The 20,654-nt window shown below is 28.4% G+C and carries 18 protein-coding genes; 12 read left to right on the top strand and 6 right to left on the bottom strand.

The annotated features are described in order from the left end of the window. Position 1 precedes the first annotated feature (1 nt). The 7 genes from ABNT65_RS01780 to ABNT65_RS01750 all read left to right on the top strand — a co-directional run bounded on the left by ABNT65_RS01780 (position 2) and on the right by ABNT65_RS01750 (position 5,861). Positions 2-889, top strand: coding sequence for a ParB/RepB/Spo0J family partition protein (locus ABNT65_RS01780; RefSeq protein WP_348706020.1), 888 nt, complete (start codon positions 2-4; stop codon positions 887-889). Continuing rightward, a complete protein-coding gene (locus ABNT65_RS01775; RefSeq protein ID WP_348736912.1) occupies positions 890-1,468 on the top strand; it encodes a DUF5683 domain-containing protein in 579 nt (192 codons plus the stop codon). A 2-nt stretch (positions 1,469-1,470) separates the two neighbouring features. After that, on the top strand, positions 1,471-2,172 hold the full coding sequence (dapB, locus tag ABNT65_RS01770) for a 4-hydroxy-tetrahydrodipicolinate reductase (RefSeq protein WP_348706016.1): 702 nt from the start codon (positions 1,471-1,473) through the stop codon (positions 2,170-2,172). A 74-nt stretch (positions 2,173-2,246) separates the two neighbouring features. Then, entirely contained in the window at positions 2,247-3,833 is a 1,587-nt protein-coding gene (lepB, locus tag ABNT65_RS01765; protein ID WP_348706014.1) for a signal peptidase I, read from the top strand. Next, positions 3,833-4,453 (top strand): WbqC family protein, encoded by a 621-nt coding sequence (locus ABNT65_RS01760; protein WP_348706012.1) that lies wholly within the window; start codon positions 3,833-3,835, stop codon positions 4,451-4,453. Before lepB ends, ABNT65_RS01760 begins: the two co-directional genes overlap by 1 nt. A 22-nt stretch (positions 4,454-4,475) precedes the next feature. Then, positions 4,476-5,045 (top strand): Crp/Fnr family transcriptional regulator, encoded by a 570-nt coding sequence (locus ABNT65_RS01755; RefSeq protein WP_348706010.1) that lies wholly within the window; start codon positions 4,476-4,478, stop codon positions 5,043-5,045. 222 nt (positions 5,046-5,267) lie between these two features. Then, positions 5,268-5,861 (top strand): Crp/Fnr family transcriptional regulator, encoded by a 594-nt coding sequence (locus ABNT65_RS01750; RefSeq protein WP_348706008.1) that lies wholly within the window; start codon positions 5,268-5,270, stop codon positions 5,859-5,861. Between the two features lie 128 nt (positions 5,862-5,989). On the opposite strand, the gene ABNT65_RS01745 is transcribed toward ABNT65_RS01750, so the two are convergent. The 4 genes from ABNT65_RS01745 to ABNT65_RS01730 are packed head-to-tail and all read right to left on the bottom strand — an operon-like array spanning position 5,990 to position 11,025. Next, positions 5,990-7,483 (bottom strand): lipopolysaccharide biosynthesis protein, encoded by a 1,494-nt coding sequence (locus tag ABNT65_RS01745; protein WP_348706006.1) that lies wholly within the window; start codon positions 7,481-7,483, stop codon positions 5,990-5,992. A 1-nt stretch (position 7,484) separates the two neighbouring features. Then, on the bottom strand, positions 7,485-8,570 hold the full coding sequence (gene wecB / locus ABNT65_RS01740; RefSeq protein WP_348706005.1) for a non-hydrolyzing UDP-N-acetylglucosamine 2-epimerase: 1,086 nt from the start codon (positions 8,568-8,570) through the stop codon (positions 7,485-7,487). A 3-nt stretch (positions 8,571-8,573) separates the two neighbouring features. Continuing rightward, positions 8,574-9,851, bottom strand: a complete 1,278-nt coding sequence (locus ABNT65_RS01735; protein WP_348736904.1) for a glycosyltransferase — start codon at positions 9,849-9,851, stop codon at positions 8,574-8,576. A gap of 1 nt (position 9,852) precedes the next feature. Beyond that, on the bottom strand, positions 9,853-11,025 hold the full coding sequence (locus ABNT65_RS01730; protein ID WP_348706003.1) for a glycosyltransferase family 4 protein: 1,173 nt from the start codon (positions 11,023-11,025) through the stop codon (positions 9,853-9,855). 307 nt (positions 11,026-11,332) lie between these two features. Between ABNT65_RS01730 and ABNT65_RS01725 the strand changes: the two genes are divergently transcribed. Next, a complete protein-coding gene (locus ABNT65_RS01725; protein ID WP_348706001.1) occupies positions 11,333-13,048 on the top strand; it encodes an AraC family transcriptional regulator in 1,716 nt (571 codons plus the stop codon). Here the strand turns inward: ABNT65_RS01725 and ABNT65_RS01720 are convergent. Both ABNT65_RS01720 and ABNT65_RS01715 read right to left on the bottom strand, forming a co-directional pair. Further along, a complete protein-coding gene (locus tag ABNT65_RS01720) occupies positions 13,045-15,447 on the bottom strand; it encodes a YfhO family protein (RefSeq protein WP_348746988.1) in 2,403 nt (800 codons plus the stop codon). The two genes, ABNT65_RS01725 and ABNT65_RS01720, sit on opposite strands and share 4 nt — an antisense overlap. Before the next feature lie 2 nt (positions 15,448-15,449). After that, positions 15,450-15,725, bottom strand: coding sequence for a DUF4834 domain-containing protein (locus ABNT65_RS01715; protein ID WP_348705998.1), 276 nt, complete (start codon positions 15,723-15,725; stop codon positions 15,450-15,452). Between the two features lie 144 nt (positions 15,726-15,869). Here ABNT65_RS01715 and ABNT65_RS01710 point away from each other — a divergent pair, with 144 nt between their 5' ends. The 4 genes from ABNT65_RS01710 to ABNT65_RS01695 all read left to right on the top strand — a co-directional run bounded on the left by ABNT65_RS01710 (position 15,870) and on the right by ABNT65_RS01695 (position 20,297). Further along, the gene (locus tag ABNT65_RS01710) at positions 15,870-17,225 is read left to right on the top strand and encodes a transporter (protein WP_348705997.1); all 1,356 of its coding nucleotides are present in this window, start codon (positions 15,870-15,872) and stop codon (positions 17,223-17,225) included. A 23-nt stretch (positions 17,226-17,248) separates the two neighbouring features. Then, positions 17,249-18,367 (top strand): GTP cyclohydrolase, encoded by a 1,119-nt coding sequence (locus tag ABNT65_RS01705; protein WP_348705995.1) that lies wholly within the window; start codon positions 17,249-17,251, stop codon positions 18,365-18,367. Beyond that, positions 18,367-19,077 (top strand): 16S rRNA (uracil(1498)-N(3))-methyltransferase, encoded by a 711-nt coding sequence (locus ABNT65_RS01700; RefSeq protein ID WP_348746987.1) that lies wholly within the window; start codon positions 18,367-18,369, stop codon positions 19,075-19,077. Before ABNT65_RS01705 ends, ABNT65_RS01700 begins: the two co-directional genes overlap by 1 nt. Positions 19,078-19,238: 161 nt before the next feature. Further along, the gene (locus ABNT65_RS01695) at positions 19,239-20,297 is read left to right on the top strand and encodes a helix-turn-helix domain-containing protein (protein WP_348705991.1); all 1,059 of its coding nucleotides are present in this window, start codon (positions 19,239-19,241) and stop codon (positions 20,295-20,297) included. Positions 20,298-20,654 lie beyond the last annotated feature (357 nt).

Below are 20,654 nucleotides of genomic sequence, written 5' to 3'. Positions count from 1 at the left end.
AATGGCAAAAGCAACAAAAAAACAAGCTCTAGGTAGAGGATTATCAGCATTATTAAAAGAAACTGCAGAGGTAAATTCTGCTGAGGATAAAAATGCGGATAAACTAGTGGGTAACATTATTGAAATTAGTATTGATTCAATAGAAGTTAACCCTTACCAGCCTAGAACTTATTTTGATGAAGAAGCTTTGCGTGAATTAGCGAGTTCTATTAGAGAACTTGGTGTAATACAACCTATTACCGTAAGAAAACTTGCTAGTGATAAATTCCAATTAGTCTCAGGAGAACGTCGTTTTAGAGCCTCTAAATTAATAGGAAACAAAACGGTTCCTGCTTATATTCGTTTAGCTAACGATCAAGAAATGCTGGAAATGGCATTGGTTGAAAATATTCAGCGTAAAAACCTTGATCCTATAGAAGTAGCTTTATCTTATCAACGTTTAATTGATGAAATTCAATTAACACAAGAAGAATTAAGTACTAGAGTTGGTAAAAAACGCTCTACAGTAACTAATTATTTACGTCTTTTAAAGCTAGATCCTATTATTCAAACTGGAATGCGTGACGGCTTTATATCAATGGGACATGGTAGAGCTTTAATTAATGTAGATAGTACTACTGACCAATTGAATATTTATGAAAAAATTGTTAGAGACAAACTTTCTGTACGTCAAACAGAAGAACTTGTTAAAAACTTAAAGGCTGGTACTATTGCCAAAGCTGCTAAGAAAAAAACGTTACCTAAATATATTTCTGAAGGTGCTAAAGATATGAGTGAATACTTTGGAAACAAGGTAGATGTATCAGTAAATAATAGAGGAAAGGGAAAAATATCTATTAATTTTAATTCTGAAGAGGATTTTAATCGTATAAAAAATCTATTAAAATAATTGCTTTACAAAAAAATCATACTTGTTATTTTTGGTATCTTTTTGTCTTTTAAAACATTTGCACAAAAAGATACTTTAGCTGTTAAAGCTAAACAAATTCAAATAAACAACAACAAATACAATCCTCTTTCTCCATCAAAAGCAGCTTTTTATTCTGCTATTTTTCCAGGAGGAGGACAAATTTATAATAAAAAGTATTGGAAAGCTCCCATAGTTTGGGGAGCTATTGGTGCTAGTATTTATTACTACAGTACCAATAGCAACCAATATGACCGATATAGAACAGCTTTTAAGCTAAGGAAGCAAGGACTAGCTGATGAATTCAATGGTCAAAACGGGAATCCTTTTATTTCTGATCCAGGTTTAGAAAATGCGCAAAAAGTTTTGCGAAAAAACCGAGATCTTTCACTGCTTACTGGTGTTTTATTATATGTTTTACAAATAGTTGAAGCTAGTGTTAATGCACACTTACTACAATTTGATACTGACGATAACTTATCAATAAAACCTTCTTTTACTAACGACCCTATGCTTATAGAGTCCCCAAAAGTTGGTTTATCATTAAAATATTCTTTTTAAAAATGAAAATAGCCTTATTAGGATACGGTAGAATGGGTAAAGAAATTGAGAAAATTGCTTTACAACGAGGTCATGAAATTGTTATAAAATCAGAAGGTACAGAATCTTACGATATTACTAAAGCTGATGTAGCAATTGATTTTAGTATTCCCAACTCTGCTTTTAATAATATTAGTGATTGTATTAACCATCAAATACCTGTAGTTTCAGGTACTACTGGATGGTTAGAAAAATATGATGACGTAGTTAAGCTTTGTGAAGAAAAAAAAGGTGCTTTTATTTATGCTTCTAACTTTAGTTTAGGTGTTAATATTTTCTTTGAACTAAATAAGCAATTAGCTAAAATGATGAGTGCTTTAGAGCAATATAACATTGGTATAGAAGAAATTCATCATACTAAAAAATTAGATGCTCCAAGCGGTACTGCTATCACATTAGCTGAAGGCATTATAGAAAACTCAAGTAAAACATCTTGGGATTTAGATAAACAATCCTCTGAAACTAGCATTCCAATAAAAGCTGTAAGAACTCCAGATGTACCTGGCACACATACTATTACTTACGAATCTGATATTGACACTATTGACATTAAACATACAGCACATAACAGACAAGGGTTTGCTTTTGGCGCAGTTGTAGCTGCAGAATGGTTATTTGGCAAAACGGGTGTTTTCAGTATGAAGGACGTGTTAAACTTAGGTTAAAAACGTAACTAATAAAAAAACTAGAAACTAATTAGATAAACTTTCCCTAACAATAGGTAAAAAACAATAATATTATGACTTTTAACGAGTGGTTTATTTTCTTTTTAATAATTCAAGTTGTTCACTTTTTAGGTACTTGGAAACTTTATGTAAAAGCTGGAAGAAAAGCTTGGGAAGCTGCCGTACCTGTATATAACGCTATTGTTTTAATGCAAATTATTAATAGACCTAAATGGTGGGTTATATTACTGTTTGTTCCCATTGTTAACTTATTAATGTTTCCTATTGTTTGGGTGGAAACTTGTAGAAGTTTTGGCTTTAATAAAGGTAAAGACACGGTTTTAGCTATTTTTACATTAGGTTTATATATATATTATATAAATTATGCTACTGATGCACAACACGTAAAAGAACGTAGCTTAAAACCTCCTACTACATTAGATGAGTGGTTGAGTTCTATTTCTTTTGCCGTTATTGCTGCAACCTTAGTGCATACTTATTTTATGCAACCTTATACCATTCCTACTTCATCTTTAGAAAAGACTCTTTTAATAGGTGACTATCTTTTTGTTAGTAAGTTTCACTATGGTGCAAGAGTTCCAATGACTACCGTTGCTGCTCCAATGGCTCACGATACTATTCCTGGTTTGGGTGTAAAGTCATTCTTGTCTGATGACAATCCAGAACATAAAAATAATTGGAAAAATAAGCTTTCATTACCGTATATGCGTCTTCCAGGCATACAAAAAATAAAACGTAATGAGATTGTTGTTTTTAGCTGGCCAGCAGACACTTTAAAAACAATGTGGGGAGATAACTCTGGGAAACCTACTTATAAACCTATTGATAAAAGAACCAATTATGTTAAACGTTGTGTAGGTATACCTGGTGATAGTTTAGAAGTACGAGATGGATATGTTTATATTAACGGAAAACAAACTGTATTACCAGATAGAGCAAAACCTCAATGGTATTTTACGGTTGATACTGGTGGCAAAAGACTTAGTCAATCCGATTTCAACCGATATAACATAAACATTAGGGAAGCTAGAATGTATAATGATGGCACCGGTAGGTTTTTGTTTAATTTTACGGATGAAGAGGCTGCTTATATGGCGAAACACCCTATGGTTAAAAGTGTTGAAAAAGCACTAAAACCTAAAGGTTTTTATGATAAAGGTGTTTTTCCTCATAACCCCAAATATGCTTGGTCTTCAGATAATTTTGGACCAATTTATATTCCTAAAAAAGGCGTTACTGTTAAATTAGATGAAAATAGTATTCCTTTTTACGAGCAAATCATAAGAAGGTACGAACATAATGATCTTACTGTTTTTGGAAATGAGATTTATATTAACGGAAAAAAAGCAACTACCTATACTTTTAAGCAAGATTATTACTGGATGATGGGTGACAACCGTCAAAACTCTTTAGATGCCAGAAATTGGGGATATGTTCCTTTTGACCATGTAGTTGGTAAACCTGTAATGATTTGGTTTAGTATTGATAAAGAAACTAATAAAATTAGGTGGGATAGAATGTTTACTACTGTTGGTGGTAGTGGTAAACCTGTTTCTTATTTATGGTTAGTATTACTTTTAATAGCTGCATACATATTTTATAATTATAAAAATAGAAAAGGAAAAAAGAAAAAAGCTTAATGAGTTTATTTATACCAACCTATTTTAGTCCAATAGCTCAATACGCTGCTATTTATCAATCTGACTCTGTTGTTTTTGAAATAGAGGATAATTATCAAAAACAAACCTATAGAAACAGGTGCTATATTTATGGAGCTAATGGTAAACTTTCATTAAATATTCCTGTGAAGCATAAAACAGCTGAAGGAAGAAAGAAAACCAAAGATACTTTGGTTGAAAATGATTTCCCATGGCAACAACAGCATTATAAATCACTACAAATAGCCTATCGATCTTCACCTTTTTTTGAGTTTTTTGAAGATGATCTACTTAAAATATTCCAGAAAAAGTATAAATACCTTCAAGATGTTAATATAGATACTCACTTATTTATTACTGATGCTTTACAAATTAGCAATAACTATTTAAAAACTGAGAGTTATACTATAGAGAGCTCTCTAAAAGACTATAGGAATTTAGCTATTGCAAAAAAAGGAGTTAATATAGAAATGGAAACCTATGTACAAATGTTTGATGACAAGCATGGTTTTATCCCTAATTTATCTATGTTAGATTTGCTATTTATGGAAGGCTCCAACTCTATTAGTTTTTTAGAAAAAATTAATGTAAATTTGAAGTAGTTGTAAATAAACTTCTTAACTCATGGAAATATTCAGAAATGTTGTTAATTCTATTCACCCTCTTTCTGATGAAGTATTTAATGAGTATGTGTCTTTATCCACTTTTAAAAAATTACCTAAAAACTATAAAATAGCAGAGGTAAACAAAATAAGTACTTCTTATTGTATTCTAATTTCTGGCGCAGTTAGTGCTTTTTTAACTGATGAAAACGGAAAAGAGCATATAAGAACTTTATATACACCTATAACAACTGCTGGTAACTTGAGTTCATTAATTCAAAAAACTCCTTCAAAACTCACCTATGAATGCTTAACAGATTGCGATGTTTTAGAATTTAAATACGATGATGTTTATCAACTTTCACTAAAACGTCATGAATTTGCTATTTTTCATTACAAAACACTTGAAATGATTTATGCTAGAGAAGCATATAAAATAATTGAATTATCAAGTTTAGATGCTACACAACGTTATCAAAAATTATTACAACAGTCACCCAACATTAATCAACTAGTTAATCAATATCATATTGCTTCCTATTTAAACATTACTTCGGTTCAATTAAGCAGAATCAAAAAGAACTTATTATAAAATCACATCTATTAACATATGTTAATGGATATTTGAATCATTCAATTTAATTTTACAGCGTATAATATAAGGTTACCTTTTTGACCTTATCCCCTAAAAATAAGTTTTCTATTATAAGCAGACATGTTTCCCCAATTACTTGTCTGCTTGTATTGTTTGTTTTTATTCTTTTTATTTACTAACTTAGGAAACGGGAAAACTTATTTATTATACACACACTTCATGAAAAATGATATAGAGACCTTTGTTAGTCAATATATTACTGATACCGAAGAAGTAGTTTCTATTTTTTTAGATTTAGTTGAATATGTTGAATATACACCTCAGGAATATTTAGTAAAAATTAATGAATATACTTCTGACTTTTATATTATAAAAGAAGGAATTGTCAGGTCTTTTTTATTAACCGACAAAGGAAAAGACACAACTACTTCATTATTTTTACCAGGAGAAATTTCAGGCGCAATACTATCAATGGTTAGAAATGCTCCTTCAGATATTAACTATCAAGCTTTGACAAATGTCAAGGTTTACAAAGCAAATTTTCATGAGCTAAAAAAACGTACTTTATCTTCACATAAATTAGCTACATTTTATGTGAAATTGTTAGAAAAAGTATATATAATGCTTGAAAAAATTATTTTTGATATTTCTACTTTAGATGCTACGGAAAGATACCTAGAATTACGTGAAGCTATTCCTAATATTGACAATATTATAGCACAAAAGTACATAGCTTCCTATTTAAATATTACGCCAGTTCAGTTAAGTAGAATACGAAAATCTTTATACTCATCAACAAACTCTGTAATATAAACATATGTTAATCAACACAATGTAAAAACCTATATATATTTGCAGTGTAAAAATATTGTCCTCCGAATATTTAGTTTCCCTTTAAATATTTAGCAAAAATTAAAAGGTTTATTAAAAAATAAACCTTTTTATCTTTTTATAAGCTTATTAATTATACCATTAAATTGTTTAGAAATTTTTAGTTGATAAACTATAGTTACATAAATAGGTATAATTAAAATACTCTTTAAAATTATATTTATAATTGGGCTAATTGAAAAATTAAATAATTTAACTTCTCCACTATTAAAATTCCAAAACTGAAAACTCAAATAAGCTATAGAAATAGTTCCTATTATTATAATGGTTTGCTTCGTAAATGGATGCATTTTTAGCCTATAATTTACATACCATAATTTAAAAAAACCAAAAAACATTACAGAAAGCATAGTTGATAATGCTAAACCTTCTGTGCCATAATTTAAATCATAATAAAAATATGTATTTAACAACCATACTAATAGCGCCATTCCAAAACCTGTAAACAAAGTTATCTTGTATAAATTTGAATTACTTATTATAGCTCCGTTATTCCCTAAAAGCATATTAAATAATTTAGCAGATGAAATCATTAATACAACCCATTGTCCTCCTGCATAACCTTTATTAGGCATTAACCTAAATAACTCAGTAACATTTGTATTTACAAGAATAAAAAAGAGCCCTCCTACTATTAATAAGTTTATTGAACTTTTCTTATAAAGACTTAAAACTTCTAATTTATTATTATCATTTAAAGATTTTGATGTTATGGGCTGTAATATTTGTGTCATAGCCCTACTAGGAGCTTCTATAAATGAGCCTATAAATACCGCTACAGTGTAATATGCAGCAGCATGAAAGGTATCTTTACCGCCTATCATAAATTTATCTATATCCAAAACTACAGCACTTGCACTTCCAGCTAAAATGATATAAGAAGTATACTTTAGTACTTCTTTATAATTATTAGGCAGCGATAACGAAAACTTTGGTAAGTATAATTTAAAAGCGTAGAACATCATTATAAAAACTCTTAAAATATACGCATAAGATAAATATTGAATAAATTCTTGTTTTGTAATAAAATTAAAATACAAAACACATAGTAACACCATTACAGACAAGCGATTGTATAACTCTTTAAGTATATTCCCAAATACAGATTGCATTTGTACTTTAGCCCAAGAATAAAACACTTCAAAATAGGCACAACAAACAGCTATTATATATATATAGATCGTGTAGCTCTCTACAATTTTATTTTTTTCAGATACAGATTCCATGAGCCAATCATGAAAAAAACTCCAAAAATAACCTATAGGTAAAGCTATAAGCAACGGTAAAAAAACAATAGAACTTAAAAACTTATCTTTTTGCTCTTTTGTCTTATAACTTGAAAAAAACTTCACTATAGTATAATGAACTCCAAAAGCCGTTAAAGGCATTATTAAGTTTGAAGAAGATAAAACATATGTTGTCAAGCCATAATACTCGTCTTTTAAAATTCTAGTATATAAAAAAAGTGTATTAATACCACCAATTAAAAAACCTAAGTAAATAATTAATGTATTTTTAAAAGACTGCTTAAATATTATTCCCAATTTATACTTGAATTAATTTTTTAATTGATTTGTATATTTTTTCTCCTACATTATTCCCATATAAATTATCTTCAAAAGAAGAGCTTTTACTTAAAAACTCTGTAAAACAATTTACAATTTTTTCTTTGTTACTACCTACAATGCTAGCGTAATCATTATTTACCAACTCCACCCATTCGGTTTCCTCTCTAACAATAACAACATGTTTCTTGTTGAAATAAGCTTCTTTTTGAAGTCCTCCGCTATCAGTAATTACAATTTTACAATTTTTTAGTAACATTAACATATCAAAATATCCTACAGGATCTATTAAAGTAATGTTTGTTTTAATATTAAACTCTTTAAGTTTATTAGCTGTTCTTGGATGCAATGGTAAAATTACATTACTAGACTTATTTATTTCATCTAAAGCTTCAAAAATACTTCTCAAATTACTTTTACTGTCAGTATTTTCTTGTCTATGGATAGTTGCTAATACAAATTGTTTATTATTTACCTCTAATTTTTCTATAATTTTTGACTTTCCTTCAGCCAGATTAGTATAATACTCCACTGCATCCTTCATTATATCTCCATGATTCACAATCATTGCTTCAGATTTATCAAGGCCTTCTTTTCTCAAATTACAAACTGCATTATCAGTTGGACAACTTAACAAATCTGCAATTCTATCTGTAAGAATTCTATTAACTTCTTCTGGCATTTTCATATTAAATGATCGAAGACCAGCTTCAATATGTATAAGTTTAATATGTAGTTTTTTTGCTGCTAACGCTCCTGCTAATGTTGAATTTGTATCTCCAAAAACAACTACTCCTGCTGGTTTTTCTTTTAACAAAACCTCTTCTATTTTTTCCAGCATCTGACCAGTCATTGCTCCATGACTCAAGCCATTTATATTAAGATTGTATTTTGGTTTTGGTATTTGCATTTCATCAAAAAACACATCACTCATGTTAACGTCATAATGCTGCCCTGTATGTATTATAACCTCCTCTATTTCATTCTTTTCGAGTATTATTCTACTTAACACTGCTCCTTTAACAAACTGAGGTCTTGCTCCTAATATGGTTACTATTTTTTTCAAGAATTATAAACTATGTATTTCTTTTAATATTTGTGATAATTGTTCTGTTAAGTTTTTCCTATGATATTTCGCAATATTCCTAGAATCTACTTCTAAACTTTTATTTAGATAATTATTATACAAATTAACCACTATTTCTTTTAATTGAGATTTATTATTAAATCCAACAATAAAACCTGCATTAGTCTCTTTTAGTATTTCAGCTAAATCTCCATCTTCAGGACCAATTGCTAAAATCGGTCTTCTTGCTTGTAAATATTCAAATATTTTTCCCGTTATAATGCCTTTTGCACTTGGTACCTTATTTACTGCCAACAATAAAACTTGTGAAGATTTTTGATACTTTAAAACCTCGTCATGAGGTACATAATTAATTCTATTTATGTTTTCAAATTTAAACTTTTCTAAATCAACTATAACCTCTTCTGCTACTTTGCCTATTAATTTAATTTCTAAATCATTTGCAAAACTCTTATTCTCTGAAGCTATTTCTGCTAAAACCTCCCATAATATTATAGGGTTCCTATCTGCATTCATTAAACCTATATGAGTAATTGAAAATTTAGAGTCTAATGAAAAGCTTTTATTTTCAGATTCCTTATCATAACCATTTGTTAGTACCTCTACTCTTTTAGCATTATTTTTATAACTCTCTTTCATTGTTTTTCCAACTACAATTGTACAATCAGCGCTTTTCAAAACTTCCTTTTCTAATTTATAGTGCTTTTTTAATGAGCTTTTTGTTAATGGTAATTGATGAAAGTAATCAATCTCTGTCCAAGGATCACGAAAATCTGCAATCCACTTTAAACCTAACTTTTTTTTCAACTGTAAACCTATTAAATGCGTTGTATGTGGTGGCCCAGTTGTAATAATAAGATCTACATGATTATTAACTATGTATTTTTCTAAAGTTTTCACAGCTGGTCTTATCCAAAACTTACGAGCATCTGGAATGAAATAATTAGCTCTTATATATTGTAATACCTTCCCTATTAAACTAGGATTAGCATCTAAAAAACCAGCACTTGTACTCGGTTTTTCTTTTTTAATTTTTGAAAGGATAGAATTAGGATCCCATATTTTAGATTTAATGACTTTTAAATTTTCTGGAATATCTTTTATTAAAGATGTATCTATAATTGGGTAACTTGGATTTTCAACCGTAAAAATAATTGGCTCTATACCAAAATCTCTTAAATACTTTACAAATTTTAACCATCGTTGTACACCAGAACCACCAGAAGGCACCCAATAATATGTAATAATTAATACCTTCAACTTATAAGTTATTATATAATTTTATTAAATTTTCAGAAGTTTTATCCCATGTAAAATGATTTCTTACAAATTGCTTTCCTTCTTCTCCAAATGCTTTCCTCATATCTTCTTTTTGATACATTTCTATAATTTTATCTGCAAAATCACCTGCATCTTTTTCTTTATGGACAACTCCTGCATTAATTTTTTGAATTAAGTTTTTCTGCGCTGTAGCGTTACTTACCAATAAAGGCTTTCCTAAACTCATATATTGAAACAATTTATTTGCATAAGCAACATCATGTTGAATACTTCTATATAAAGGTGAAATACAAATTGAACTGACTTCTATATAAGTTGGAAACAATGCTACATCTTGCCAACCTTCAAAATCTACAAATTTGTCAAGTTTTAATTCTTCTACTTTCTTTTTTAAAATAGGGTCAGTAGTATTTTTTCCTACAATTACTAATTTAACATTAAGTATACTCTTTTTTATTTTTGTCATTGCTTCAATTGCAGTTAACAAACCTCTTCGTATATGTGTGTCTCCTAAATATAAAATAACAAATGAATCTTTATACTTATTTAGGATTTCTTGATCAATGGTATAATCTTTATAAAATGACTTTCTTATTGTATTAGGAACTAAAACTACTTTTTCTTTTTTTACTTCTACTCTATTTAATAGTTCATCAACAAACTCTTGCGATACTGTGATTACCTTAGTTGCTTTTTTTATAAATTCTTCTTCTTTTAACTTCCATTTTTTAGGTGATATGATATATTTACCAGGAAACTTTTGTAAATGTGGATAAAATTTCATGTTTTCAGGTAAATTATCATGTAAATCTAAAACGGTAGGTAATTTAAAATGCTTATTTGCATTAAAAACAGCTTCAGCTATTGTAATGTCATGAATATGTAAAGCTTCTATTTTATATTTTTTGATGAATTTATATATCTTTCTTTTCATCAACAAACTATAAAAAGGAACTGTATAGGCTAATGCTGATAACTTATACTCTAATTTATTAGATCTATATCTAATGACATTAATTCCATTTATATTGCAATTATCATTTTTTTCAGAATAGTGTAAACTAAATAAATAAACCTTGTGACCTGCCTTTATTAACTCAACCGCTTCATTTTCCACTCTTGGATCAGGCGGAAAGGTTTTGTCAAGAATCATTCCTATTATCATAGCTCAAAAATAAACAAAGTTAAGAATATGATATCTTAAAATTAAGCATAAAAAAAGAGAGCTAACTTTACCATCAAATTAACTCCCATTTAACTTTTTCTCATAATAGGACTAATGCCCTTTTTTCACTTCTAACTTTCCCTCCTGTTTTCTTTAGTTCAGCAAACATATGACCCTATTGCTAAATAAAAAAACATAGTATTCCTGTTTTTATAAAAAGCATATTATTTTTTGAATTATATTTGTAAAAGTTTGTGCTTTTTATAAAAAACACAGTATACATCCCCTTGTTTATATGGCTTTAAAAAATATTCCCTGTCTTTTTCTTTTTCTCTTTTTAATTTGCCCTAAATTATTTTCTCAAAATGAAAAAGAACTAAACATCCTAAAAAAAACCCTCAAATACAAAAACAATAACCCAGATAGTTTAATAATTCTATCTAGAGAACTTCAAAAATCTAATGATCAATGTATGGTTATTGACGGGCTTTCTAATGAAGCTTATGGCTTTTATAGGAAAAAGGACTATGAAAAATCAAGAGAAGCATCTCTAAGGCTTATAGACTATGCTAATAAATTATTAGAAGGAAACATAATTGAAGATTGTTACATCAATTCTAAGGTTTCAGGATACAATAGGTTGTTCTGGATTGAAAAAAACAAAGAAAATTACAAAAAGGCTTACGAGTATATTGTTCAAATGACTAATACAAATGAAAAATATAAAGCTACCAACCCAAACTATCCTAGACATAAAATAACCATCGCTTTATCTAAAGCACTAGTAAAAAGAAAACTTCAATTTTTAGAAGAATCAAAAAGCATCTTACTCAAAGCTTATAAGGAATGTACTAGTCCATTATTTGAAAAATTAGAGAAAGACTATTTTTTTAAACAACAAAAAGCACATATTCTAAACTCTTTAGGTAACTCTTATTTTTCATTATATAAAAAAAACAATCTTTCTTCTGATTTAGATTCTGCTTCTTATTATTATGATAAAGCCTATTTAGTTACTAAAACATTTACACCTAAACATAAAGATTCAAAAATTCTTTATCATATAAAAAAAACTGAGGTAGCTATAGCTGGAAAGAACTATAATGAAGCTTTAAATTTAATTAATAACTACAAAAATATATGTAATGATTTTAACTACTATCATTACGAATTTTTTCAGAAAGCTATTTGTTTTTATAACCTAAAACAACAGGATTCAACAATACATTACGCCAATAAACTATTAAGAGGACATAAAAGAAAAAATTGTAAACGAAGTAACCTCATAACAATTTATGATATCTTATCTAACCAATATAATACTATGAATAAGTTAGATAGTGCTTTTAAATACTCTAAACTTACCATGAAACAATATGGGTTAGCAGAAAAAAATAAAGAAAAAACTTATCAGCTACTATATGAAAATGATTACAAAAAAGCACAAAAGCTAAATCATGAAATAATTACTCAAGAATCTAAAAAGCAGAATAGTATTATTGCCTTTTTTATTGGTGTAATTAGTATTTTATCTCTTTTCATGTATTATAAGATAAAAAAAGAGAAGAGCAAGAAAATCTCTTTAATAAAAGAATTTAATGCTAAAGAAAGTAAAACTCAACAAGTTTCAACTCCTACAAAAAAAGAGTACAACATTGGTATTGAATTAGAAAACCAAATAATAAATGAAATAGAAAGAATAAATAATACTTTAGCGTTTTTAGATGCTAACTTTTCTATTAATACTATAAGCGATAATATTAATACTAACTCTACTTATGTTTCTTTTGTTTTTAACAAAAAATATAATGAACCTTTTAAACAATACTACACTAAACTAAGGATTAATTACATAATAGAAAAGCTTAAATCTGATACTACCTATAGAAAATATGCCATACAAGCGCTTGCAGAAGAAGTAGGTTACACTAATGCCTCCGCTTTTACTAGAGCTTTTAAAAAACAGGTAGGATTAACTCCTTCTGCCTTTTTAAAATCTTTAGATTCTTAACTTTTTTTCTTTTCTCGGAAAAAGTATCCTATTGGTAAAAGAAATAATAAAGCATACGAAATTAAAGCAATGGTATTTCCTTTTTTAATTACTTCTGGTTCAAATTTAAACTCTATTTGGTGTTCTCCACTTGGAATCATCATACCTCTTAATACGTAATTTACCCTATTATGTGGTACTAGCTTACCATCAACATAAGCTTTCCAACCATCTTTGTAATAAACTTCAGAAAAAACAATAAACCCTTCCTCTTTAGAACTTGTTTTATAAACTAAATTGGTTATGTTATTTTTCACTAAATCTATAGTAGCCAATGAATCTATTAAAAAATTATTTTTCAATAATTTTTTTCCTTTAAACTGATTCTTATTAACAACTGCTTCTTTTTTTGTCTTTAAACTATCCAATGCTTTTATTTCTTCATCTCCAGAACTTACAAAATTTAACTTATTAACAAACCATGCATTTCCGTTTGCTTCAGGGTTTTCTTGAAATTTATCTTCTCCTAAAATAAAATACTTAGTGTTTAACATGTTTAACACTTCCATATTATTTTTAGCTATTTGGTAATCAAACAACTCTTGATATCGCTTCATTTTGGCTGCATGATATCCGCCTATAGAATTATGAAAATAAGATGTTCTACCGTCTTGCATTGGATTTGTGGCAAAATTTGCAACTCTATAATAGCCTTTATCTTTTTTTATTTCTAGATCCGCTTTTGAAGCTTTGAATGGCTTTAAAACTTTTCTTTTAAACGTAAAATCTTCTTTATTAACATAATTAATATCTATTGATACCAAATCAAAAACAATTAAACCACTTAATGCAATTACAACGGCATATGAAGGAATCTTTTTTCTCAATAAAAACCATAATAAACCACCAGCCAAGGTTATTAAAATCAAAGACCTTATACTATCACCAAACAACATTGATTTCCTATCTGCTATTAAAGCGTCAATTAATTCTGGTAACTGTTGGTAATTTCCATCTCTAATTCCTTCAAAAGCAAACAAACTTCCTCCTATAAGTACAAATAATAAAGAAATTCCTCCCATAACATAAAACGCTTTTTTTAACGAATCTTCTTTTTCTTTCATTTCTATATCTTTGGAGAAAAAGTCTCTTAAAGCCAATACTCCTAAAAGTGGCACACATAACTCAGCTATTACTTGAATTGAAGAAACTGCTCTAAATTTATTATATAGAGGAATGTAGTCAATGAAAAAATTAGTTAGAATAGAAAAGTTCTTTCCCCAACTTAACAGTATTGAAAATATTGTAGCAGAAACTAACCAATATTTCAAACGGCCTTTCACTAAAAATACTCCTAAAAAAAACAGAAAAAACACAACGACTCCTATATAAGCCGGTGCCTCAACAATAGGCTGTTTCCCCCAATAAGTTAATGCTTGGCTCGAATACTCTTTAGCCACTTGCTTCCCTGCATTTTGCTCTAAAACTTCATAAAAATTTGAATCTTCACCTAATTGCTCCATAGTTCCACCACCCATAAATCGTGGAATAATTAAATTAAAAGTCTCTGCAATACCATAACTATATTCAGTTATATACGCTTTATCCAACCCCGTGGTCTTTTCTTTTTTAGTCCCATCCGGATTAATAGTTAATTGAGATTTACCTCTTGTACTATAAGCTCCATACTCTTTCATAGATAACAAACGAGGTGCATTTACACTTAAACCAATAATCATTGCAATAAGCATAAATGAAAGTTGCTTAAAAAATGTTTTTAGTGTCTTATTTTTAAATGATTCAACACCAACAGTTATTAGAAAAAATAAAATACAAAAACCTAAATAATAAGTCATTTGAGGATGGTTCGCATAAATTTCTAATGCCATAGCAATAGAAGTTAATACAAAACCTAATAAATATCTATTTTTAAATAACAGTACAATACCAGCTAAGACTAATGGCATATATCCAATAGCATGCGCTTTTGCATTATGACCTGCACCAAAAATTATGATTAAATACGTTGAAAAACCAAAGGACAAACTCCCCAAAACAGCCAGCTTCCAATTAACTTTAAGCACCGTTAGGAGTATAAAAAAACTTAAAAAGTATAGAAACAAGTAATCTGCTGGCCTGGGTAAGAAACGGATTAATTTGTCTAAATACCTAACAAAATCATTAGGATAATATGCACTAACCTGAAAGGCAGGCATACCACTAAATGCATTTCCTAACCAATAAGGCTCTTCATTGTGTGTTGCTCTATAATCAGATACTTGTTTTGACATCCCAATAAACTGTGTAATGTCACTTTGTTTTATTTGTTTACCACTTAAAACTGGGTTAAAGTACAACAAAGAAGCTATAGCAAAAATTAGTATTGCTACAGCATGAGGCAAATATTTTTTAAAATTCATGGTTAGTCTATTTCTTCAAAGTCAACGTACTCTCCTACCGAATCATTGCTCTGCTTACTATTACTTGGTTTTTTATCTATTACCGTTTTTCCTTCTTCAACAGTGTTTTCTTTTTGGCTATATTGCTGTTCTTTAGCTTTTTTGTGCACTTTTTGAACCGCTTTGTTTATCAGGTAAGGACCAAAAAATCGCACACAAAACTTCACTGCATAATAAACTAATACTATTATTAATATTGTACGTAATAACCCCATGGGACCTGCTTGATATATATTCATTAAGTTAAATTCTTCAAAAAATTAATCAAAAATAACAATTTGATACAAAACCTAACGTTAAGACTTTACAAAACTTATATAAGTAAGGGTATTTCATATTTTTAATGTATGTTTGTAATACTCCTTTAAATTCTATTTTGTAACATGATTAAGAGGCTTTTTGTTTTTTTATTTTTTTGTATTCCCCTATTTCTACAAGCACAATACACTACTGTTATTAATTCAAACAGACCTGGTTTATCTGAAAGCCCATATAGTGTAGGCTCAGGAGTTTATCAATTTGAGTCAAGCCTTTTTTACAGAAAAGTTCCCATTACAGAAACTTTTAGTAATCCACAGTCTATTGGTTTAAACCTCTTATTTAGAACAAGCTTTTTAAGTGAAAAATTAGAAGTTAACTTAAATACCTCTTTAAGTAAAGATAAAATAGCTTTTAAAAATATTTTCACCTCTTCATATGACAAAACAGGGTTAAGCCAATTCACGTTGGCTGCTAAATATTTAGTTTATGCTCCTAAATACGACGACAAATCAAAAGAAATTAGAAGTTGGAAAGCTAGACATTCTTTTGATTGGAAACGTTGGATTCCGCATGTTGGTGTTTATGCTGGTTTAAACTTTGGTAGTTTTTTAACAGATTTCCATAATAGAGGTGATATATCTCCTAAGGTTGGAATTTTACTGCAAAATGAATTTTCTGACAAATTAAATGTTATTACAAATTTATACTATAACAATATTGGCAGTGATTTTTCTGAATATTCATACATAGTCACAGGAACATATAACTTTGATGACTATTGGTCTGGATTTGCAGAGCTACAAGGTATATTTGAAAAATATGAAACAAAAAGTAGTATTGGAGCTGGTGCCGCCTATCTTTTTAGTGAAAACTTACAATTTAATGCTTCAATTAGAGCTAACCTTGAAAGAAAAGAAATGGGGTTAACTTCTACAATTGGTGTGTCATATAGGCTAAATAGACATGAAGACGATTTTGCTGAAATTGATGAATTTGGGAATAAAATAGAAGAAGACAAACCTATTAAATATGACGAAAACCGAAGCTTCTTTGGGCGTTTGTTTAGTAAAATTGGACGTTTATTCAAAAAGAATAAAGATAAAGACAAAAAAGTTGATTTAGATATCTCTCCTGATAAAAAAGATACTGAAGTAAGAGAAAAGCCAAGAAGAAAAAGAGAAGAATCTTTAATCGATTTACTTTCAAAAGAAGATGCTAAATTGAAGAAAAAAACATCTAAAGAAGAGAAAAAAGCTGCTAAAAAAGCGCAAAAGCAAGCAGAAAAAGAAAAAAGACGACAAGAAAAAGAAAAAGAAAAAGCTTTAAAACAACAGGAAAAAGAGCGCTTAAAACTAGCTAAGGAGAAGGAAAAGGAAGAAGAAAGAAAAGAAAAAGAACGCTTAAAACTTGAAAAAGAGATAAAAAAATTAGAAGAAGAAATTAAAGAAGAGGAAGATGAAGAAAAAGATGATCAGTAAATACAGAAATCATATATTTGTGTATGATTACTATTAAAGAAATAACTTCAAAAAAGGAAATGAGACAATTTGTCAAATTTCCTTTTTCACTTTATAAAAACAGCCCTTACTGGGTTCCTCCAATTATTAATGACGAAATTGCAAATTTTGACCAAACAAAAAACCCTGTATTTGAACATGCTAATGCTCAATTCTTTCTAGCCTATAAAAACAACACTATTGTAGGAAGAATAGTTGCTATTATTAACACCTATGAGGTAGAACAACAAGGAATAAAAAAAATGCGTTTTGGGTGGTTTGATGTTATTGACGACATTAACGTAAGTAAAATGCTTATTAATAAAGTCAAAGAAATTGGCTTAGCTAATAATTTAGAATATATTGAAGGTCCCGTTGGTTTCAATAATTTAGATAAAACTGGTGTACTTATAGATGGGTTTGACCATATTGGTACAATGATTACATGGTATAATCATCCATATTATAAAGATCATTTAGAGAAATTAGGGTTAATAAAGGAAAAAGAATACATAGAGAATAAGTTTCCTTTTAAAAATGTGAGTCTTGAAAAATACTCTAGAGCAGGAAACTTAATTGAAAAAAGATATGATTTATCTTCTTTAAATTTTACTTCAACAAAAGATATTATGCCTTATGTTGATGAAATGTTTGAACTTTTTAGCAAAACATACTCTAAGTTATCTACTTATGTTCCAATTTCTGATGCACAAATTGCACATTTTAAAAAGAAATATATCAGTTTTATAAATCCTGAATACATAAAATTTGTTACTGACAGTAATAAAAAACTTATTGCTTTTGCTATAGTTATGCCTTCTTTTTCTAAAGCTTTGCAAAAAATAAAAGGTAAGCTGTTACCTTTCGGCTTATTTAGGTTATTAAATGCTAGAAAAAACTCTAAAGATGTAATTTTTTACTTAATTGGTGTACATCCTGACTATCAAAATAAAGGAGTTACTGCTATTATTTTCAGAGAATATGCAAAAACATTTTCAGAAAAAGGTATAGAAAACTGTATTAGAACCCCAGAGTTGGAAGATAATAAAGCTATTCATCAAATATGGAAAGGATTTAATCCAGTAACTCATAAAAGAAGAAGAACGTATAGAATTGATTTATAATGCAATTATTTTACAACAGTCAAATATCTGAAAACACCAAACATTTTACTTTTGACAAAGAAGAAAGTAGACATATTGTTCGTGTTTTACGAAAAAAAGAAGGGGATACTTTATTTATTACTAATGGGAATAATTTATTATTCAAAGTAGCTATTACTATTGCAAATGATAAAAAATGCATGGTAAATGTAGTTTCTATCGAAAAAAAAGACAATAATAGACCTTACTACTTACATATAGCTATAGCGCCTACTAAAAATAACGATAGACTTGAATGGTTTTTAGAAAAAGCTACAGAAATTGGTATTGATGAAATTACTCCGATCATCTGTAAAAACTCTGAAAGAAAAGTTGTAAAAACTGAAAGGTTATCAAAGATTATCCAATCTGCAATGAAACAATCCTTACAGTTTAAACTTCCAAAACTTAATGAACCTATAAAGTTTTCTGATTTTTTAAAAAAAGAAGATACAAATCAGTTGTTTATTGCCCATTGTGAGGAAACTTCTCCTAAAAAGTTTTTAAAAGATTTAATTGAAGTAAATAGTCATTATACAATTTTAATAGGCCCAGAAGGAGATTTTAGTACTGATGAGATTGAGCTTTCTTTAAAAGAAAACTATCTTCCTATAACATTAGGAAAAAATAGATTAAGAACAGAAACTGCTGGATTAAATGCCGTTCAAAACATAAGTTTTTTACATCAATAATTCTTTTTCGTATATTTAACTCAATAAAAATCAACATTTAATTGAGTACCGCAGACTTTTTTAACCTTTTCCTCCTTATAAGTGCCCTTCACGGATTTGCTTTTTGTTTTATATTGTTTTTCTCAAAAAACAGTAAAGATAGAAGCATGTTTTATTTAAACATGTTAATTTTATCTATCTCTTTAAATAATTTTCAATCTTGGATTTTAGAAAACAAGTTGTTCCAGCATAAATTTGCTTTAGACTATATCCAGATACCTTGGCACTTTATGGCTATGCCATTTTTATATATGTTTTTAATTAACTACTTAAATATTACTTCAAAAACATATAATATTTTAAAAATAATTATCCCCATATTTGTATCTGCAATTATTGCTCAAATAAGTTTTGTTCTTTACTACGGAAGCCAAAATAATCCAGAATATCAAGATTTTATTTATGAAAAATATACATCTATAGAAGAAATTGTAAGCCTTACTATTTCAATTAGTCTGTTCATTTATTCTTTCTACATACTTTTTAAAAGAGAGAAATTATTTGCAAAAATTTTATCTTACGATAATTTAAAATGGATTAATACTTTTTTTAAATTATCTGCGGTTGGTTACATATTATGGATTTCAGCATTAGTTATTAAAGTTAGCTTGAACTTTCAAGGGTTTATGTTTTCTTACTATCCTTTACGAATTTACACCACTATTTTAATTTACTGGTTAGGTTATCAAGGTCTAAAACAAGTTCGTATTTTAAAAGAAAGACAACATTTAAGAAAAGTGTTAACTACAACTCCTTCATCTGTTTCAGCAACTACTCAAGTTTTGGATATTAATGAAACAGATTCTTCTCTTTCAAAAGACCAACAAGAAAGGTATCGAGAATCTTTTTCTGAAATCGATTCTTTCATTAGAAAAGAAAAAAAGTTTTTGCTCTCTAAATACACATTACAAAATTTATCGGAAGACTATGATTTAAGTCCTAGCACATTATCTTTAATTATTAACACCATAGCTAATAAAAGTTTTATTGATTATATAAACGAAATGCGTGTTGAACAGGCTAAAAACTTACTTCTTAATCCTGATTATGAAAATTACACCATTGCCTCTATTGGCCTAGAATCTGGTTTTAATTCAAAATCTACTTTTTTTACCGTTTTTAAAAAGCATACAGGTCTTACTCCATTTACTTATAGAAATAATCAAACCTTATTCATTTAACCCTCTTAATTAGTCCGAAAACGTCCAGAATGGATGTTTTAAAACTCAATTTTTAAGTTAAGTCCCTATATTTGAGACATAATACATTTTCAATTTAATAATTAAGAATATGAAGGGGTTTTTAATTATTAAAATATCACAAAGATATTATTGAGAGATTTCTCTCAGTATTGAAGAAGAAAGGGCACAGACCTTTAAGCACCAATATTTTCATTGGTGTTTTTCTTTTTTTGCAAAACCCACTATATACTTCTAAAAATAAACACATTACACATAAAAATTAGTTCGAAAACGTCCAGAATGGATGTTTTCGAACCCAAAAACTAAATAAATAATGTATAATTGTCTTGGAATTAA

Source organism: Tenacibaculum sp. 190524A02b, assembly GCF_964036645.1.
Classification (GTDB): domain Bacteria; phylum Bacteroidota; class Bacteroidia; order Flavobacteriales; family Flavobacteriaceae; genus Polaribacter; species Polaribacter vairaonense.
Note: the sequence above shows the minus strand (reverse complement) of the source record. Positions and strands in the feature narration are given on the sequence as shown.